This window comes from Blautia sp. NSJ-140 (assembly GCF_022868965.1).
Taxonomy (GTDB): domain Bacteria; phylum Bacillota; class Clostridia; order Lachnospirales; family Lachnospiraceae; genus Blautia_A.
This window is the reverse complement of sequence record NZ_JALIFS010000001.1, coordinates 282,382-299,893: the sequence shown is the minus strand read 5'-3', so window position 1 is coordinate 299,893 and position 17,512 is coordinate 282,382. Positions and strand designations below refer to the sequence as shown.

The following is a 17,512-nucleotide window of genomic DNA, read 5'->3' as shown; positions in this document are numbered from 1 at the left end:
TGTATGACATGCTTTTTTGACCGGTTCAGGTGAATATGTCTGTATTCACACGCTCTGTGTAAATTTCTCCACATAATATAAAGCTGCACCAATGGCAGGTGTATACTGCCCGTGGGTGCCGACCAGAATCTGGCTTCTGTCCAGGGTGAATGGTGCGTCTGTGTTGATGTGTTCTAACAGATAATTAATATCTTCTTCTGTAAAATAAGGTGCCAGATATCCGCTGATGATGATCGGTGCATCGATGATCAGGTTCAGATTTTTCATGGCAAAGGCCAGATGGTTCAGATAATCTTCCCAGTGCTTAGCAAGCCGGGGGGATTTTTTTTCGCGGAGCAGAGGGAAAAATTCCTTCACAGGCATCCTGGCAGACTGTTCCAGAGCGTTGGCAGAGCAGTAGGTTTCCAGACAGCCGTGGTTTCCGCAGTAACATAAAGGGCCGTCAGGATTGACGCACATATGCTCAAGGGTTCCGCTGTGCATGGAACTTCCCTGATGAATCTGATGATTGGTTATAATGGCACCGCCCAGGTTTCGGTTCAGAAGGAACACGACAGCACTGTCAAGCTCCGGGTGATTCCACAGCTCCAGAAAAGCGGCGGATTTGGAATCATGTTCCAGATGGCAGGGGTAAGGAAGATGCCGGGAAAAATCCTCCAGCTTCATTCCGGTATTGTTCATGATGTTTCCGTAGATCACAGTGGAATTATCCGGAGAAGTGATCCCCTGTGTGGCAATGGAAATACCCAGGATCTTTTCTTTCGGATAGTGATTTTCTGCGATGAATTTCCGTACTTTATCGGTCAGCTGGCTGTAATATTCTTCTGTGTTGGAATAGGGAAGAGCAATGGTTTCTGTATAAAAGGCATTTCCATATAAGTCGATTGCTGTGATATGGAACATGTTTTTCAGGATCCCGATTCCAATGGAAATCCGGAAATCCGAGACGATCTGGATGGCCTGAGCTTTCCTGCCTCCTGTGGAATCAAAATATCCGTTTCTGTCAATAAGCCCTTCTTTTTCCAGCAGGTTCAGGTTCTGACTTACTGTGGAAAGCCCCATCTGAAGGTCCTGGACGATCTGCATTTTGGAAGTCTGGCGTGTTTTGTATATATATTGGTAAACCTTGGAACGGTTTATTTTCTTTAAATTGATGGTGGTTAATCCTTTTTCACTCATGAGATTCTCCTGATAAAAGTAATTATAGATATGTTTAAGTTTTAAATGTATTTTAGTATAAATTTGCAGGAAATGCAATGTCAGCGCATGAAGCAGAGCAGAACAAAAGTTTTTTCGAGGAATAATAAGTAACAGTATATGGATTGGCAAAGAATATATGTCTTGTGCATAAGTAAAAGTAAACAAAAATATAAGAGCAAAATTAGGTGTTTTGTCAATGGATTTTTAAAAAAAATAGTTTTATACTCTACTTACAGTTAAGAGATAAGCATAAGTAAAAACTTAAACAATGACGAAATAGAAGAAAACAGGGAGGTTCAAGATTATGAAATTAACAAGAAATGGAATCAAGGAACGTGAAGCATGGAAGAAAGCAGGCATCGATCTTCCGGGATACGATGTAGAGGCTGTGACTGAGAAAGCGAAGAAGGAGCCTGGCTGGGTACATTTCGGAATCGGAAATATTTTCCGTGTATTTATCGGCGGCATCGCAGATGGTCTTCTGGAAGAGGGAGTTCTTGACAGAGGGATCACATGTGTAGAGACCTTTGATTATGATGTAGTAGACAAGATTTACGATCCATACGACAACCTTGGTTTAAATGTTATCCTTCACGGTGACGGAACCCGTGAGTACAAAGTTCTTGGGGCACTTGCAGAAGCAGTGAAAGCACAGTCTTCTGATGTTGGACAATGGAACCGCCTGAAAGAAATTTTTGCGGCTAAATCCTTGCAGTTGGTTTCCTTCACTATCACAGAGAAGGGTTATGCACTCCGGAAAGCAGACGGAACATGGTTCCCGTTTGTGGAAGCAGATATTAAAAACGGACCGGATAAGGCGACGGGAGCAATGGCAGTTCTTGTGGCTATGCTGAATGAAAGATATAAAGCAGGGAAATATCCGATCGCCCTGGTATCCATGGACAACTGCTCACAGAACGGCGCCAAGCTTCGTGAGTCCGTGCTGACTATGACAGAGGAATGGCATAAAGCGGGCTTCGTAGATGATGGCTTCGTAGATTATGTAACGGATGAGAAGGTGGTTGCATTCCCGTGGACCATGATCGACAAGATCACACCTCGTCCAAGCGAGCAGATCGCAGCAGACCTTGAGAACCTGGGCGTTGAAGATATGCAACCGGTGATCACAGGAAAGAAAACATACATTGCACCATTTGTTAATGCTGAGAAGCCACAGTATCTTGTTATCGAGGACAGCTTCCCCAACGGACGCCCTGCTTTGGAAAAAGGCTTCGGCGTATACATGGCAGACAGAGATACCGTCAATCTCTCCGAGAGAATGAAAGTAACCGTCTGCCTGAATCCGGTACATTCCGCAACCGGCCCTCTTGGTGTGGTACTTGGATATGATCTCTTTGCACATATGCTGAACACCAACGAAGATATGATGAAAATGGCCCGTATGGTTGCTTATGACGAGGGACTTCCGGTAGTTGCAGATCCTGGAATCCTTTCCCCACAGGCATTTGTGGACGAGCTCTTTAATGACCGTTTCCCGAATGAGTATCTTGGAGACACCAACCTCCGTCTGGCTGTAGATGTATCCCAGATGGTTGGAATCCGTTTCGGTGAGACTGTAAAAGCATATGTGAAAAAATTCGGAGATGCTTCCAGACTGACAGCAATTCCCCTTGGAATCGCCGGATGGCTGAGATATATGCTGGCTGTAGATGACGAAGGAAACAAATTTGAGCTTGCCCCGGACCCGATGAATGAGGAAATCACAGATCAGCTTGGAGACATCGTGATCGGTAAACCGGAGACATTCAAAGATCAGCTGAAACCGATCCTCTCCAACGAAAGACTGTTCTTTACAGATCTTTACAAAGATGGTGTGGGTGAAAAGATCGAGGACATGTTCCGCGAGATGATCGCAGGACCGGGAGCTGTAAAGGCAACTATTCATAAATATGTAAAATGAAACATCAGAGTTCAAAAGTCAGACAGCAATCCGTAAGTAGTGAATAAAGAGAAATGAGGTAAATGGAAAGATGACAGAACCGGTATTTGCGGCAGATTCGTTAAGACTGTTGATCGCGGCAGCAGCAGGGATTTTATTATTATTGTTACTTATCATAAAATTTAAGATTCACCCGGTTTTATCCCTGTTGATCGCTGCACTGGTTATCGGGCTTGGTGCCGGAATGCCGGTTCCAACGCTGGTAAGCACTGTGGAAAACGGCGCAGGAGAAACCTTACAGGGAATCATACTCCTGATCGGACTGGGCTCTCTGTTCGGCGGGATATTGGAAGTGTCCGGCGGCGCACAGTGCGTTGCCCAGACACTGATAAACAAATTTGGTGAAAAAAAAGCAGGAATCGCTCTTGGAATCACAGGGCTTGTGGTTGGAACCACCGTGTTTTTTGAGGCAGGCGTTGTGATCCTGATCCCTCTGGCATTCGGACTTGCGAAGAAAACAAAGAAATCTACTTTATATTATGTGATTCCTCTTCTCGCCGGACTTGCCACCGGATTTGCATTTATACCGCCATCAGCAGGATCTGTTCTGGTGGCAAATATGCTGAATGTGGATCTCGGAGTGATGATCGCGGTAGGTGTGCCTGTGGGTATTTTATCATTGATCTTTGCAGGAATCTTATGGTCCAAATTTATCGGTAAAAAGATCAACACAGGGCTGCCTTCCAATATCCAGGAGGTACGTGAGGAAGAAGAAGCCAGGCTGCCGAAGTTTTCTACAGTATTATGTATCATTCTTGTTCCGCTGGTACTGATCCTGTGCAATACAGTTTCTGAATATATTCCGGGACTTGATGTGGTCCGGCCGGTTCTGCAGTTTCTGGGAACACCTTTTGTGGCACTGGTCATAGCAGTATTGCTTGCCATGTATTTTCTCGGAAAGAAGCAGGGCTATAATGGAGAGCAGTTAAAGAAGATCCTGGATCGTTCACTGAAGCCTACAGGACAGATTCTTCTGGTCATCACTGGTGGAGGTATCATCCGCTGGGTTCTTCAGGACTGCGGTATGGGAAACATTATAGGGCCAGCCCTGGAAAAAAGCGGACTTCCGCTTGTACTGGTCGCATTTCTTATTGCAGCTCTGATCCGCGCATCTGTTGGTGCGGCAGTTGTGGCTATGACAATGGCAGCAGGAATTATGGCTGCTATGCCCGGAGTTGCAGACCTGTCACCGGTTTATCTGGCAGCAATGGTCTGTGCCATCAACGGCGGTGCAACCGCATTCAGCCATGTAAATGATTCCGGATTCTGGCTGGTAAGCTCTCTTCTTGAAATCGACGAAAAAACAACTTTAAAATCATGGACAGCCATGGAGACCATCGTAGGCCTTACCGGACTTGTATGTGCCATTGTGATCACCCTGTTTGCATAGGAGTAAAAAAGATGATAGTAAAAGTAGTTCTGGGAACCATGCAGAGTGCCAGAAAGCTGGTTAGTATTGCAGAAGGTATCCCATATGATGTAGAATTATGTTATGGTCGCTATGCAGTTAATGCGAAATCCATGCTTGGTGTCTTAAGTATGCCGGAGTTCGAGGAAGGTGAGCTGCATGTCCACACAGATAACGACAGGGAATGTGAAAAAATCCTGTTTCAGCTGCTCGAACAGAATCTTCTTGCGGATACCAACGATGCAGCGCAAAGATCTATCTACGATATCACAACCTTTGGTGAGATCCTGATCGATTTTACATCTCAGGATATCAACGATGACGGACAGATGCTGTATGCCAGAAATCCGGGCGGGGCACCTGCCAATGTTGCAGTTGCAGCCAGCAGACTCGGTGCACATACTGCCTTTATCGGAAAAACCGGAAAAGACATGCATGGAGAATTCCTCCGTTCTGTTCTTCAGAGAGAAAAAGTAGATACAAAAGGGATGCTTCTGGATGAGGATTATTTCACAACTCTGGCTTTTGTGGAGGTAAATGAAAATGGAGAGCGTACATTCTCCTTTGCAAGAAAGCCGGGTGCAGATACGAAGCTCCAGAAGGAAGAGGTAGATGTGGATGTGCTGGACCGCACGAATATTTTTCATGTGGGTTCTCTGTCACTGACAGACCAGCCTGCAAGAGATACCACGTTTTATGCGGTAAAAAGAGCGAAAAACAAGGGCAGCGTGATTTCTTACGATCCCAATTACCGTGCATCTCTGTGGCCGGATGAAAAAACTGCCAAAAAATATATGAGAAGTCTGGTACCCTATGTGGATCTCATGAAGATTTCAGATGAGGAAACCGAGCTTCTGACAGATCATAAGGACGTCCGGGAAGCAGCGAAGATACTGTATGAGCAGGGCGTGAAGGTCGTGGCAGTTACTCTTGGCGGTGAAGGAGCTTATATTTACAGCAAAGATGGAGGCTGTATGGTGCCGGGATTTTCAGTGAAACAGATTGCGGATACAAACGGAGCCGGTGATTCCTTCTGGGGAGGATTCCTGTATAAGGTCAGCACATCGGAGAAACAGCCGGACGAGCTGACACAGGAGGAACTGAAGGAATTTGCACGTTTCGGTAATGCGGTGGCCAGTCTATGCGTGGAGAAAAAAGGTGCGATCCCGGCAATGCCGGAGCTTGCACAGGTGGAACGCAGAATTGCAGAGGAATCGTATTCATAAACCTGTAGCAGAGTTATATCTAAATTGCGAAGCGATTGTGTTTATGAGCATGTCAGATTTATGAAAGGATGGGGTTTTGAAATGAATTTAAAAGATCAGATGAACGGAATTCAGCACGTAGGTGTGCCGACCAATGACATTGAGACAACCATTAAATTTTATGAAGCACTGGGATTTGAGATCGCTTTTCAGACAGTGAACGAGGCTGCCAATGAGAAGGTTGCTTTCCTGAAGCTTGGAAATCTTGTGATCGAGACGTACGAGAACAAAGCTGCAAAAATGGAATCCGGTGCCATCGACCATGTTGCCATTGATGTGAAGGATGTGGAGAAAGTCCACGAGCTGGTAACAGCAGCCGGACTGAATACTACCAATGATGAAGTCCATTTCCTGCCGTTCTGGGAGAATGGTGTGAAGTTCTTTACTATCGAAGGACCGAATAAGGAGAAAGTGGAGTTCAGCCAGTACTTATAAGAAGTAAATAAAGTTGTGCTCATGGGTGTGAAACAGAGTATAATGCAGATGTTTATTTTGTGTTGCATACAGCCTGTCAGATATCAGATGAATTAAAGATCATCGTATGTCTGACGGGCTGTTTTATGTATCAGAAAGAATTTACGCACGGCAAAGATATCTGACGCAGGATTTCACATTCTGATGGGCTGGATTAAGATGCATTATTTTAGAGGAGTGCTATAGGGACATGGGAAAATTTCTTGCATGAAATGGATAATGAGACTACAATGAAATGCAGACGTGCTATAGAAGATCAGGATCAGCAGTAGATGAGATGATTCCTGAAGAATGAAAACGGGAAATGGATTTCGGATATCCGTTCACGTATAATGGAGAATTATGAAAATACATTACAGAATCAAAAATAATACAATAGAAATCATCCGTTGTTACGGTACCGATGACCGGATCGTGCTTCCGGAAGAGATCAATGGTCTTCCGGTAGTCAGTGCGGCGCCGTATGCGTTTTCGGCACACAAGGATGGTGAGGAAGAGGCGGAAGTCTGGGAGAATGAAGATGCATTTTCGTTTGGAGAAGAGAGGCTTCTTGCCGGCGAAGAAGTGCAGGAGATCGTTTTCCCGGATACGCTGAAGGAAATCGGAAGATATATTTTTTATGGATGCAAAAAACTGGAGCGGCTGGAGTTTTCGGATACGCTGATGCAGGTGGGAACCGGGGCATTTACGGGATGCAGCGGGCTGAAGGAGCTTGTGATCCATCAGAAAAAGGGAATCAAATCCTGTGCGAAGGAGATTCTTGGGGAGTTATGGCAGAAGATCGATGTGGATTTTCTGTACGAAAATGGCGAGGCAGGTGGAAAACGTGCGCATATGGTTTTTCCGGAGCATTATGATGAGGCGGTGGAGAATACGCCTGCGAGAATTTTGTTTACGGAGTATCATGGCTCCGGGACCAATTACCGGCAATGCTTCTATAATAAAGAACTGGATTTCGCGGAGTATGACAGCCTGTTTGATATGGCAGTGGTGATGGATAAGCTGGAGGTTCTGGTGGATATGAGCTTCGGACGACTTCGTTATCCGTGGCAGCTCAGTGAAAAGGCGAAGAAGCAGTATGAGGATTACATCCGGGAAAATCTTAAGGATATCGGGGAATATCTGGTAGAGAGCGGAAACTTAAATGGTCTGGAACTGCTTTCCCGGGAAAAACTCTGGAACAGAGAGGGCCTGGAACACAGTATTGATGTGGCTTCCGGAAAGAAGGATATGGAGATTTCCGCGTTTTTGATGAATGAGCGCAGCCGGATGCTGGAGGAAGAACAGAAGGTGGCCGGGGAGACAGAAGATTCAGTTCGACCGGTGAGAAGGAAACAAAAATTTCAGTTGTAAGTTGGAAGTGCCCACTGATAACTGCGGAGTGACTGCACTAACTTTATAACATATGTGAGTATGTGAAAAATAAGTTGCATGTAGATAGATTACGATATTATGAAGTAGTAATGGCAATTATAGTAGTTTCTGAGAGAACTATAATGAAGACAGAATTGTGACAGCAGATCAGAGGGGGTGAGAATTCTGAGTGAAATAGAAATAACCGAAAATAACAAAAATAACTATCTATCCGGTCAGGGATCCAATTCCCAGGAAGCAGCCCAGCGTCTCCAGGACATCGGCAGCAGCATCCTGCGGGCGGCAAGAGACGAGCTGTATCTGGGCATGCGCTTTCTGGATGTGGCGCTGAGCAGCTTTGTTTATCGGATGGATGGCTCCGTCAGTCCATTTGGAACAGACGGGGCTGTGATATACTTCCATCCGGCGCAGCTTGGCGGGCTTTATAGGGAGAACCGGATACTTGTGAACCGGGGATATCTTCACATGGTGTTCCACTGTATTTTCCGACATTTCGGAAAGCCAGGGGCAGACAAGCGCCTATGGAATTTAAGCTGTGACATTGCGGTGGAGCATATGATCGACGGTATTTATCACCGCTCAGTACGATATTCCAGAAGTCTTCTCCGGAGGGAGACCTACCGTCTTCTGGAAAAGGAAAAGAAGACGTTGAATGCGGAGCGGATATACAAGATCTTGAAAGAACAGTTCCTGAAGGAAAAAGAACTGCTGCAGCTGGAAGAAGAGTTCTATGTGGATGATCACAAATACTGGGTCAACCAGCAGCCGAATCAGAAACCCAATCCCCTGATGAGCAAAAAATGGGGAGATATCAGCGAAGGGATCGAAACAGACCTGGAGACTTTTTCCAGGGAGGCAGGAGAACAGGACGGAGATTTTCTGGATCAGCTGAAAATAGAGAACAGAGAACGGTATGATTACCGGGATTTTCTGCGGAAGTTTGCGGTATTCCGGGAAGAGCTGACGGTAGATCCGGATAGCTTTGATCATAATTTTTATACCTATGGGCTTTCTCTTTATGGGAATATGCCGCTGATTGAACCCCTGGAAACCAGAGAAGTGAAAAAAGTTTCGGAATTTGTCATCGTGATCGATACCTCCATGTCCTGTTCTGGGGAACTGGTGCGGAGATTTCTGGAGGAAACTTACGGAATCTTAAGTGACAGCGGGAATTTTTTCCAAAAGGTAAATATACACATTATCCAGTGTGACGAGAAGGTGCATTCAGATGTGAAAATCACCGGCAGAGAAGAACTGCAGGATTACATGGATAGTCTGGAGCTTTACGGCGATGGGGGCACAGATTTTCGCCCGGCTTTTGCTTATGTGGAAGAGCTGATGGAGAAACGAGAGTTTGAAAATCTGAAAGGCCTGGTGTATTTTACAGACGGTTACGGCATTTTTCCGGCAAAGATGCCGCCATACCGGACTGCATTTGCATTTATGGAGCAGGAGCCGGAGGATGTGGATATCCCGGCCTGGGCCATGAAGCTGGTGATCACGGAGGATGAATTACAAGGAGAAGAAAAACCATGAACATAAAACGAGCAAAGCAGGAGATCAGAGATTCCATAGAAGCATATCTTTCAAAGGATGAATTCGGTGAGTACCGGATCCCGGCAATCCGTCAGAGACCGATCCTTCTTATGGGCCCTCCGGGAATCGGAAAGACACAGGTTATGGAGCAGATCGCAAGGGAATGCGGGATTGCCCTTGTTTCTTATACTATTACCCACCACACCAGACAGAGTGCCGTGGGACTTCCTTTCATTGTAAAAAAGAATTACGGTGAGGAAGAATTTTCTGTCACGGAATATACCATGAGTGAGATCATTTCATCCGTTTACGACAAAATGGAAAAAACAGGTCTGAAAGAAGGCATCCTGTTCATTGATGAGATCAACTGCGTATCTGAAACACTGGCACCGATGATGCTGCAGTTCCTTCAGGGAAAAACCTTCGGAAACCAGAAGGTGCCGGAAGGCTGGGTAATCGTCACAGCAGGCAACCCGCCGGAATATAACAAATCCGTCCGGGAATTCGATGTGGTCACTCTGGACCGTATCAAGAAGATTGATGTGGAGGCAGACTTTGATGTATGGAAGGAATACGCCTACCAGCAGGGAATTCATCCGGCGGTGATCTCCTATCTGGAGCTTCGCAGAAAAAATTTCTACAGGGTGGAGAATACCGTAGACGGAAAGATCTTTGCCACAGCCAGAGGCTGGGAGGATCTTTCACGTCTGATCCAGGTTTATGAGATCCTTGGAAAAACCGTAGACCGTGAGGTGGTCAGCCAGTACATCCAGCACAGGATGATCGCGAAGGATTTCGCCAGCTATCTGGCTCTTTATTATAAGTACAGAACGGATTATAAAGTGGAGGACATCCTGAAAGGAAAGTGGGATTCCATTACCCTGGGTAAGATCCGCACGGCCTCTCTGGATGAGCATCTGAGCATTGTAAGCCTTCTCAATGGAAAGCTCAGCGAGCTTTTTACAGAATGCTATCTTACCGATGCCTATCTCACGAAACTGTATGATTATATGGTGTACTTCAGAGAAGATCAGGACATCCTCACAGCAAAAAATCTCATGGAAAAAGCAGAGGCGGATCTTGAAAAGGACAAAAAGAGTGAGCTTCTTACAAAACAGCAGGAGCGTATACAGAAACGTGTTGTGTCATTCTTTGAAAATGCGTCCGGATTGAAATCAGCTTCGGAATCAACCGGATCAGATAAAACCGGATCAGGTTCAGAGCCGGCAGGAGGCAGAAGTGCTGCAGCAGAATCGGAAGTTTTATCGTCAAACAGGAACTATGAGTTTGTGAAAGCCCTCTTTGAATCCGAAACCGAAGCCTACGAAAACCGAACCGACGAAATATCCTTTACTCTTCAGAACGTTTTCGACTTTATGGAAGCTGCCTTTGGGGACAGTCAGGAAATGGTGGCATTTATCACGGAACTGAATGCCAACTACTATAGTCTCTGGTTCATTCGGGAGAACGGTTCCGACCAGTATTACAGGCATAATAAAGGTCTTCTTTTTGACGACCGCCAGAAAATGATTCTGGGTCAGATGGAGGAAGTGGAAAACATTCTCAATAATGGAATAATGTAATATGTCTTACCAATTTATTATTTACTATTGATTAAATTGGGGAATTATCGTATAATATTTACTATAAAAGTCCGGAAAATAGAGAGGGCAAATAGTCAAAATGCACAGACTGGCTGAATAGCTGCAGAGCGATTATATGGTGCAGAACTGCATGATGACTGAGAATGGTGAATATCCACTTGTCTATATTCCGGAATTTTTATGTAAAGGAAGGCAACACAATAATAAAGGAAGGCGGCCGAAACGGACGACATGTTTACAAAGATTACAGAAGAACGAGCATTTGACGGAATATTAGTGCAGATCATAGAAAATATCCGGCGGGGAGAACTGAAGCCGGGGGACACTTTACCTGCGGAACGTGTTATGGCAGAATCACTGGGAGTTTCCAGACCTGCTGTCCGTGAAGTCCTGCGGGCACTGGAGCTGATGGGAATTGTCACAACGGTCCGCGGCGGAGCCAACTATATTACCGAGAATATGGATCAGTGGCTTTCTGCACCACTGGCCCTTCTTTTTCAGCTGAATAACAGCCATGTACAGCAGGTGCAGGAACTTCGTTCTGCGCTGGAGCAGGAGGCTGCGCTTCTTGCAGCCGGGAAGTGTACAGAGAAGGATGCATTAGATCTGCGTTCCATCCTGGCACAGCTGGAGAGCTCAGAGGACGAGAAAGCTCGTGCAGGTCTTGATAAGAAGCTTCATACGAAGATCGGCAGGATCGCAGGGAATCCTATGATCTATAATGTTCTGGATGCGGCAGCGCAGCTGACAGAGGAGATCATTTCCGGTACCCGAGCTTATATTATGCAGAAACATAATTCCGCTCTTGAGGTGGATGACCAGCACAGAAGACTGGTGGAAGCCATTATTTCCGGAGACCGGAACCAGGCGGAGAGGCTGATGCGCGAACATATGGAAACCATTGAGAAATATATAATGGAGATCGCACAGCAGCAGGGTGAGAACAGCCTTGTATTTCATCGCTGATCCACTTGAAAAAAATAAATAAAATTTCAGTAAAAATCCCGTTAATCTGGTAAGACCACTATTGATTTTGGTAAGACCGCGTGCTATAATAGGGGATGTATTGGTAATACCAAAAAGTTTGATATTATGGCAGCATCCCGAAGGCTTCATGAGACGAGACAACATAAGACGAGACAGCTTGAGACGAGACAACATGAGACAAGACAACGTAGGATGAGACAGCACAAGTTGAGGCAGCATGAGGCAGGACAGCGTAAGACGAGACAGCACAGGATGAAGGTTACTGTACCCCTGCAGTATTATATAAAGTATGCTGCGGGTCACAGCGTGGGCAGTAACCTGCCGGACATATCAGGAGAAAGGACTTGCGATTATGGGATATGTAAAATGGAGTTATGACACACTGAACCATTTCTGCGGAGATGTTTTTAAAGCATTTGGCTTTTCTGAGGAAGAAGGAAGCATCATTAAAGATGTTCTTCTGACTGCTGATCTGTATGGGATCGAGAGCCACGGAATGCAGAGAATGGTTCGTTACCATAAAGGAATCGAGAAGGGGACTATTCATCCCCAGGCGAAACCGGAAGTTGTTTTTGAGACACCGATTTCTGCTGTGATAGACGGACATAATGGAATGGGCCAGCTGATCAGCCATTTTGCCATGGAAAAGGCAATTGAGAAGGCGAAGACAACTGGTGTGGGAATCGTAAGTGTACGAAATTCCAACCATTTCGGTATTGCAGGATATTATGCGAACATGGCCTGCCATGAAGGACTTCTTGGAATGGCATGTACCAACTCCGAGGCGATCATGGTACCGACCTTCGGAAGAAAGGCTATGCTGGGTTCCAACCCGATCGCAGTTGCTATGCCTGCAGACCCGTACCCGTTTTTCTTTGACTGTTCGACAACAGTTGTAACCAGAGGTAAACTGGAAATGTATAATAAGATGGGCAAGCCTCTTCCAGATGGCTGGGCACTTGACAAAAACGGTCATGCCAGCAATAATGCACCGGATGTACTTGCAAACATCGTAGCCAAGAAAGGCGGCGGAATCATGCCTCTCGGCGGAAACGAGGAAGTCAGCGGAAGCCATAAGGGATATGGTTATGGAATGCTCTGTGAGCTGTTCAGCTCTATTCTTTCCATGGGCGTTACCTCCGACAAGTGCTGTACGTTCCCGGATAAGACCGGTATCTGCCATGGATTTATGGCGATCAACCCGGCGGCATTCGGAGATCCGGATGCGATCCGCAAGCATTTTTCAGAATACCTTGAGGCACTTCGGGAGAGTCCGAAGGCAGACGGTCAGGACAGGATCTATACACACGGCGAGAAAGAGGTAGCTGCTGAAAAAGACAGAAAAGAGAATGGCATTCCGGTCAACGACAATACCATGGTAGAGCTTGCTGATCTCTGCAGTTATCTGAAGCTTGATTTTGGTTCTTATTTTGAAGGCTATGAGCTTCCGAAGGACAGTAAATTCTTCGATGGTAATTATTAATTCAGGTAATCCTTTTGAAATGAAATATATCATAATTATCCAAGGAGGAAAAGAAAATGGATTATGCAAAAGAGTCATTAAGACTGCACGGAGATTGGAAAGGTAAGATCGAGGTTGTTACAAGAGTGCCGGTTGAGAATAAAGACGACCTTTCTCTTGCATATACACCAGGTGTAGCTCAGCCTTGCCTTGAGATCCAGAAAGATATCAATAAATCTTACGAGCTTACAAGAAGATGGAATATGTGTCTTGTTGTAACAGACGGTTCCGCAGTTCTTGGTCTTGGTGACATCGGACCGGAAGCAGGTATGCCTGTAATGGAAGGTAAATGTGTACTGTTCAAGGCATTCGGCGATGTAGACGCATTCCCGCTTTGCATTAAGAGCCATGATGTAGACGAGATCGTAAATACTATTTACATGATCTCCGGATCCTTCGGTGGTGTTAACCTTGAGGATATCTCCGCTCCGAGATGCTTTGAGATCGAGAAGAAGCTGAAAGAGAAATGTGATATTCCGATCTTCCACGATGATCAGCACGGAACTGCAGTTATCACACTTGCAGGCCTGACAAACGCTCTGAAGGTTGTCGGAAAGAAGAAAGAGGATGTTCGTATCGTTATGAACGGTGCAGGTGCAGCTGCTATCTCTATCTGCAGACTTCTTCTGAAAGCAGGCTTCAAGGATGTTACACTCTGCGATAGAAAGGGTGCCATCTATGAGGGACGTACAGAAGGAATGAACCCGGTTAAGGAAGAGATGAGCAAGCTCACAAACCTTCAGAAGAAACAGGGATCTCTTGCAGAGATGCTGGTTGGCGCGGATGTATTTATCGGTGTTTCCGCTCCTGGAGCAGTTACAACAGAGATGGTTAAGACCATGAACAAAGATGCCATCATCTTCGCATGCGCAAACCCGATACCGGAGATCTTCCCGGATGACGCAAAAGCAGGCGGAGCAAAGGTTATCTCCACAGGAAGAAGTGATTTCCCGAACCAGATCAACAACGTTCTTGCATTCCCTGGAATCTTCCGTGGTGCATTTGATGTAAGAGCAAGTGATATCAACGATGAGATGAAGATCGCAGCTTCCAAGGCTCTTGCAGATCTGATCACAGATGAGGAGCTTTCTCCGGAGTATATCATTCCGAAGGCATTCGACAAGAGAGTCGGACCGGCTGTCGCAAAAGCAGTAGCAGAGGCAGCAAAAGCAACAGGCGTAGCACGTATCTGATCTTAAGCGCCTGACACGAACCAAAACAGCCCTTCATTAAGAAGAATATATCAGACACCCGTACTCTGTAACCCGGTACGGGTGTCTTTTTGTTTCCCGGCAGGTGGTATTACCCTTTGACAAATGTCCTCTCAGTGAGTACAATAGCAAAAGAATATGATAGGAGGTTAAGCACAGCATGAAACCATGGGAAGCTAATATACGAAAAGTAGTGCCGTATACTCCTGGCGAGCAGCCAAATGAGAGCGACATGATCAAACTGAATACAAACGAGAATCCATATTCACCGGCTCCGGGTGTTGAGAAGGCGCTGAAGGCCCTTGATGCCGATACCCTGAGACTTTATCCGGATCCGACAGCAGGAGACCTGGTACACAGTATTGCCGCGTTCTACGGACTGAAGGATGATCAGGTATTTACAGGCGTTGGTTCCGATGACGTACTGGCTATGTGTTTTCTCACATTTTTTAATTCAGAGAAGCCGATTCTGTTCCCGGATATCACCTATTCCTTCTATGATGTATGGGCAGATCTTTTAAGGATCCCATATGAGCGCCCGGTATTAGATGAGGAGTTCCATATCCGTAAAGAAGATTATTTCCGTGAAAACGGCGGAATCGTATTCCCTAACCCCAATGCACCGACCGGCGTGGAAATGCCTCTTTCCGAGATCGAGGAGATCGTAGCAAAGAATCCGGAGAGTATCGTGATCGTAGATGAGGCGTACGTGGATTTCGGAGCAGCATCCGCACTGCCGTTGATCGAAAAATATGATAATCTGCTTGTTGTGCAGACCTTCTCCAAGTCCAGATCCCTGGCAGGAATGCGTATTGGATATGCCTTCGGAAATCCGGAGCTGATCAAATATCTCAATGATGTGAAATATTCCTTTAATTCCTATACCATGGATCGTGCTACTATCGCAGCTGGTGTGGCATCTATGGAGGATAAGGCATATTTTGAGGAATGCTGCCATAAGATCATTACAACAAGAGAGTGGACAAAGGCAGAGCTCAGGAAGCTTGGATTTTCCTTCCAGGATTCCAGATCCAACTTTATCTTTGCCACACATGAGAGCTGTCCGGCCAAAGAGCTTTTCATAGCACTGCGGGAGAAACATATCTATGTAAGATATTTCCCGAAGGACAGGATCGACAATCATCTCCGTATCACCATCGGTACCGATGAGGAGATGAAAAAACTGGTGGAATTCCTGACGGAATATCTGCAGAAATAACAGTTAAGGAGGTATTATGGAAGTACTGGTACAATGGTTTTCACACCACCTTGCACAGTTTATCTCTCCCGAGGGCGCTGTGTTCATCATTTCTATGATCCCGATACTGGAGCTTCGAGGCGGTATTCTGGCAGCCTCTCTGCTGAAGATATCGGCTGCGAAGGCACTGCCGATCTGTATCGTGGGAAATATTGTTCCGATTCCGTTTATCCTGCTTTTTATCCGGCAGATTTTTAAATGGATGAAAAAAACAAAGACGTTCAGAGGTCTGATCACAAAGCTGGAAAATAGAGCTATGGGAAAGAGTGACCAGATCAAGAGGTATGAATTTCTTGGACTTTTGCTGTTTGTGGGAATCCCTCTTCCGGGCACAGGAGCCTGGACAGGTGCACTGATCGCCTCTCTTCTTGAGGTGGATATCAAAAAATCCTCCATTGCGATCCTGTGCGGACTTTTTATGGCAAGTGCCATTATGTATATTGTTTCTTATGGAATTGTAGGAAATGTAGTGCATTGACCGACCGCAGAGAAGGAATGTCTTTCTGATCGAAATCGGATTGAAAATAAAGAAATCCCTTACCGGATCTGTAAAATGATATGTGTTCTGTATTCTGGAAACATATCAGATATTGGTAAGGGATTTTTTTATGTGCTTTTACATATCAGGCAGATGTATACAAAGAAGATCCTTACATAAGTCTGCGCTTCAGCATGTCAGCGTTTAAAGCGTATTTCAGAGCTGTATCCCTGGTGATACGGCCTTTTTTATATAATTCCAGAAGGCTCTGGTCCATAGAACGCATCTGCTCCTGACCGGATGTGGAGATCACGCCTTCGATCTGGTGTACTTTATTGTCGCGGATCATATTGCGGATGGCAGGAGTCAGGCGCATGATCTCGAAAACAGGAATGTTGCGTCCGTCCACATCCGGGATCAGCTGCTGGGAGATCACAGCCTGAAGGACCATGGAAAGCTGGAGGGCGATCTGATGCTGCTGGGATGGCTCAAACACGTCCATGATGCGTTCAATGGTGTTGGCTGCTCCCAGAGTATGCAGGCTGGAAAGGACAAGATGACCGGTTTCCGCAGCGGTCATGGCAGTCTGGATGGTTTCATGATCACGCATCTCTCCAAGAAGGATCACATCCGGGCTCTGGCGTAGTGTGGCACGAAGAGAAGTCAGATAGCTTTCGGTGTCGGTACAGATCTCGCGCTGGCTGACGATACAGCGATCATGGCGGTGGAGATATTCCAGAGGATCCTCCAGAGTGATGATGTGGCCTTCCCGGGTATGGTTGATCCGGTCGATCAGACAGGCCATGGTGGTGGATTTGCCGCTTCCGGCAGAACCGGTAACAAGGACCATGCCACGGGTATATTCGGAGATGTTCATCACATCATCGGGAATGGAAAGTTCTGCAGGATCCGGCAGCCGGAAGGCGATCACGCGGATCACGGCAGCCAGGGAACCACGCTGCTTGTAGGCATTGACACGAAATCTGGAAACACCGGGAATAGAAAAAGAAAAGTCATCATCACCGGTTTCCATAAGACGGGATATATCGCGGTTTTCCGCAAGTCCGTAAATGGTGCGGAGTAAATTTTCTGTCTGATCAGGCATCAGCCTGTCACCACGGTCCAAAAGATGACCGTCGATTTTTTCTGCCAGGGGGCGGCCGGCGATGATAAAGATATCAGAGACACGCCGGTTGGCAGCTTCTGTCAAAAATTCAGGAATAGAGGTATCCATA

General features: G+C 46.1%; 14 protein-coding genes. 12 read left to right on the top strand and 2 right to left on the bottom strand.

Features of this window, described 5'->3' with window-relative positions; genetic code table 11:
* Window positions 1-45: 45 nt before the first annotated feature.
* Entirely contained in the window at window positions 46-1,179 is a 1,134-nt protein-coding gene (locus tag MUB50_RS01345; RefSeq protein WP_118623348.1) for an ROK family transcriptional regulator, read from the bottom strand.
* 325 nt (window positions 1,180-1,504) lie between these two features.
* Here MUB50_RS01345 and MUB50_RS01340 point away from each other — a divergent pair, with 325 nt between their 5' ends.
* The 12 genes from MUB50_RS01340 to MUB50_RS01285 all read left to right on the top strand — a co-directional run bounded on the left by MUB50_RS01340 (window position 1,505) and on the right by MUB50_RS01285 (window position 16,277).
* Complete coding sequence (locus tag MUB50_RS01340) at window positions 1,505-3,121, top strand: mannitol dehydrogenase family protein (protein ID WP_118623350.1); 1,617 nt, start codon at window positions 1,505-1,507, stop codon at window positions 3,119-3,121.
* Window positions 3,122-3,191: 70 nt separating this feature from the next.
* Window positions 3,192-4,550, top strand: coding sequence for a GntP family permease (locus MUB50_RS01335; RefSeq protein WP_244789914.1), 1,359 nt, complete (start codon window positions 3,192-3,194; stop codon window positions 4,548-4,550).
* Window positions 4,551-4,825: 275 nt separating this feature from the next.
* Window positions 4,826-5,794 (top strand): carbohydrate kinase family protein, encoded by a 969-nt coding sequence (locus MUB50_RS01330; RefSeq protein WP_244789961.1) that lies wholly within the window; start codon window positions 4,826-4,828, stop codon window positions 5,792-5,794.
* Window positions 5,795-5,875: 81 nt separating this feature from the next.
* Window positions 5,876-6,268, top strand: a complete 393-nt coding sequence (locus tag MUB50_RS01325; protein ID WP_118623640.1) for a VOC family protein — start codon at window positions 5,876-5,878, stop codon at window positions 6,266-6,268.
* A 381-nt stretch (window positions 6,269-6,649) separates the two neighbouring features.
* Window positions 6,650-7,660 carry a leucine-rich repeat protein gene (locus tag MUB50_RS01320; RefSeq protein WP_244789916.1) on the top strand — a complete coding sequence of 337 codons (1,011 nt, stop codon included), beginning with the start codon at window positions 6,650-6,652 and terminating at the stop codon, window positions 7,658-7,660.
* Window positions 7,661-7,939: 279 nt separating this feature from the next.
* Window positions 7,940-9,217, top strand: a complete 1,278-nt coding sequence (locus tag MUB50_RS01315; RefSeq protein ID WP_334303616.1) for a vWA domain-containing protein — start codon at window positions 7,940-7,942, stop codon at window positions 9,215-9,217.
* A complete protein-coding gene (locus MUB50_RS01310; RefSeq protein WP_244789918.1) occupies window positions 9,214-10,800 on the top strand; it encodes an AAA family ATPase in 1,587 nt (528 codons plus the stop codon). Before MUB50_RS01315 ends, MUB50_RS01310 begins: the two co-directional genes overlap by 4 nt.
* A 252-nt stretch (window positions 10,801-11,052) precedes the next feature.
* Window positions 11,053-11,787 (top strand): FadR/GntR family transcriptional regulator, encoded by a 735-nt coding sequence (locus MUB50_RS01305; protein ID WP_118512603.1) that lies wholly within the window; start codon window positions 11,053-11,055, stop codon window positions 11,785-11,787.
* 373 nt (window positions 11,788-12,160) lie between these two features.
* Window positions 12,161-13,291, top strand: a complete 1,131-nt coding sequence (locus MUB50_RS01300; protein WP_118512762.1) for an Ldh family oxidoreductase — start codon at window positions 12,161-12,163, stop codon at window positions 13,289-13,291.
* Between the two features lie 56 nt (window positions 13,292-13,347).
* Window positions 13,348-14,523 (top strand): NAD(P)-dependent malic enzyme, encoded by a 1,176-nt coding sequence (locus tag MUB50_RS01295; protein ID WP_118512602.1) that lies wholly within the window; start codon window positions 13,348-13,350, stop codon window positions 14,521-14,523.
* A 178-nt stretch (window positions 14,524-14,701) separates the two neighbouring features.
* Window positions 14,702-15,760 carry a histidinol-phosphate transaminase gene (hisC, locus tag MUB50_RS01290; RefSeq protein WP_118623360.1) on the top strand — a complete coding sequence of 353 codons (1,059 nt, stop codon included), beginning with the start codon at window positions 14,702-14,704 and terminating at the stop codon, window positions 15,758-15,760.
* A gap of 16 nt (window positions 15,761-15,776) precedes the next feature.
* Complete coding sequence (locus MUB50_RS01285) at window positions 15,777-16,277, top strand: COG2426 family protein (RefSeq protein ID WP_244789920.1); 501 nt, start codon at window positions 15,777-15,779, stop codon at window positions 16,275-16,277.
* A gap of 172 nt (window positions 16,278-16,449) precedes the next feature.
* Here MUB50_RS01285 and MUB50_RS01280 read toward each other — a convergent pair whose 3' ends face one another.
* Window positions 16,450-17,511 carry a type IV pilus twitching motility protein PilT gene (locus MUB50_RS01280; protein ID WP_118623362.1) on the bottom strand — a complete coding sequence of 354 codons (1,062 nt, stop codon included), beginning with the start codon at window positions 17,509-17,511 and terminating at the stop codon, window positions 16,450-16,452.
* Between the last annotated feature and the right edge of the window lies 1 nt (window position 17,512).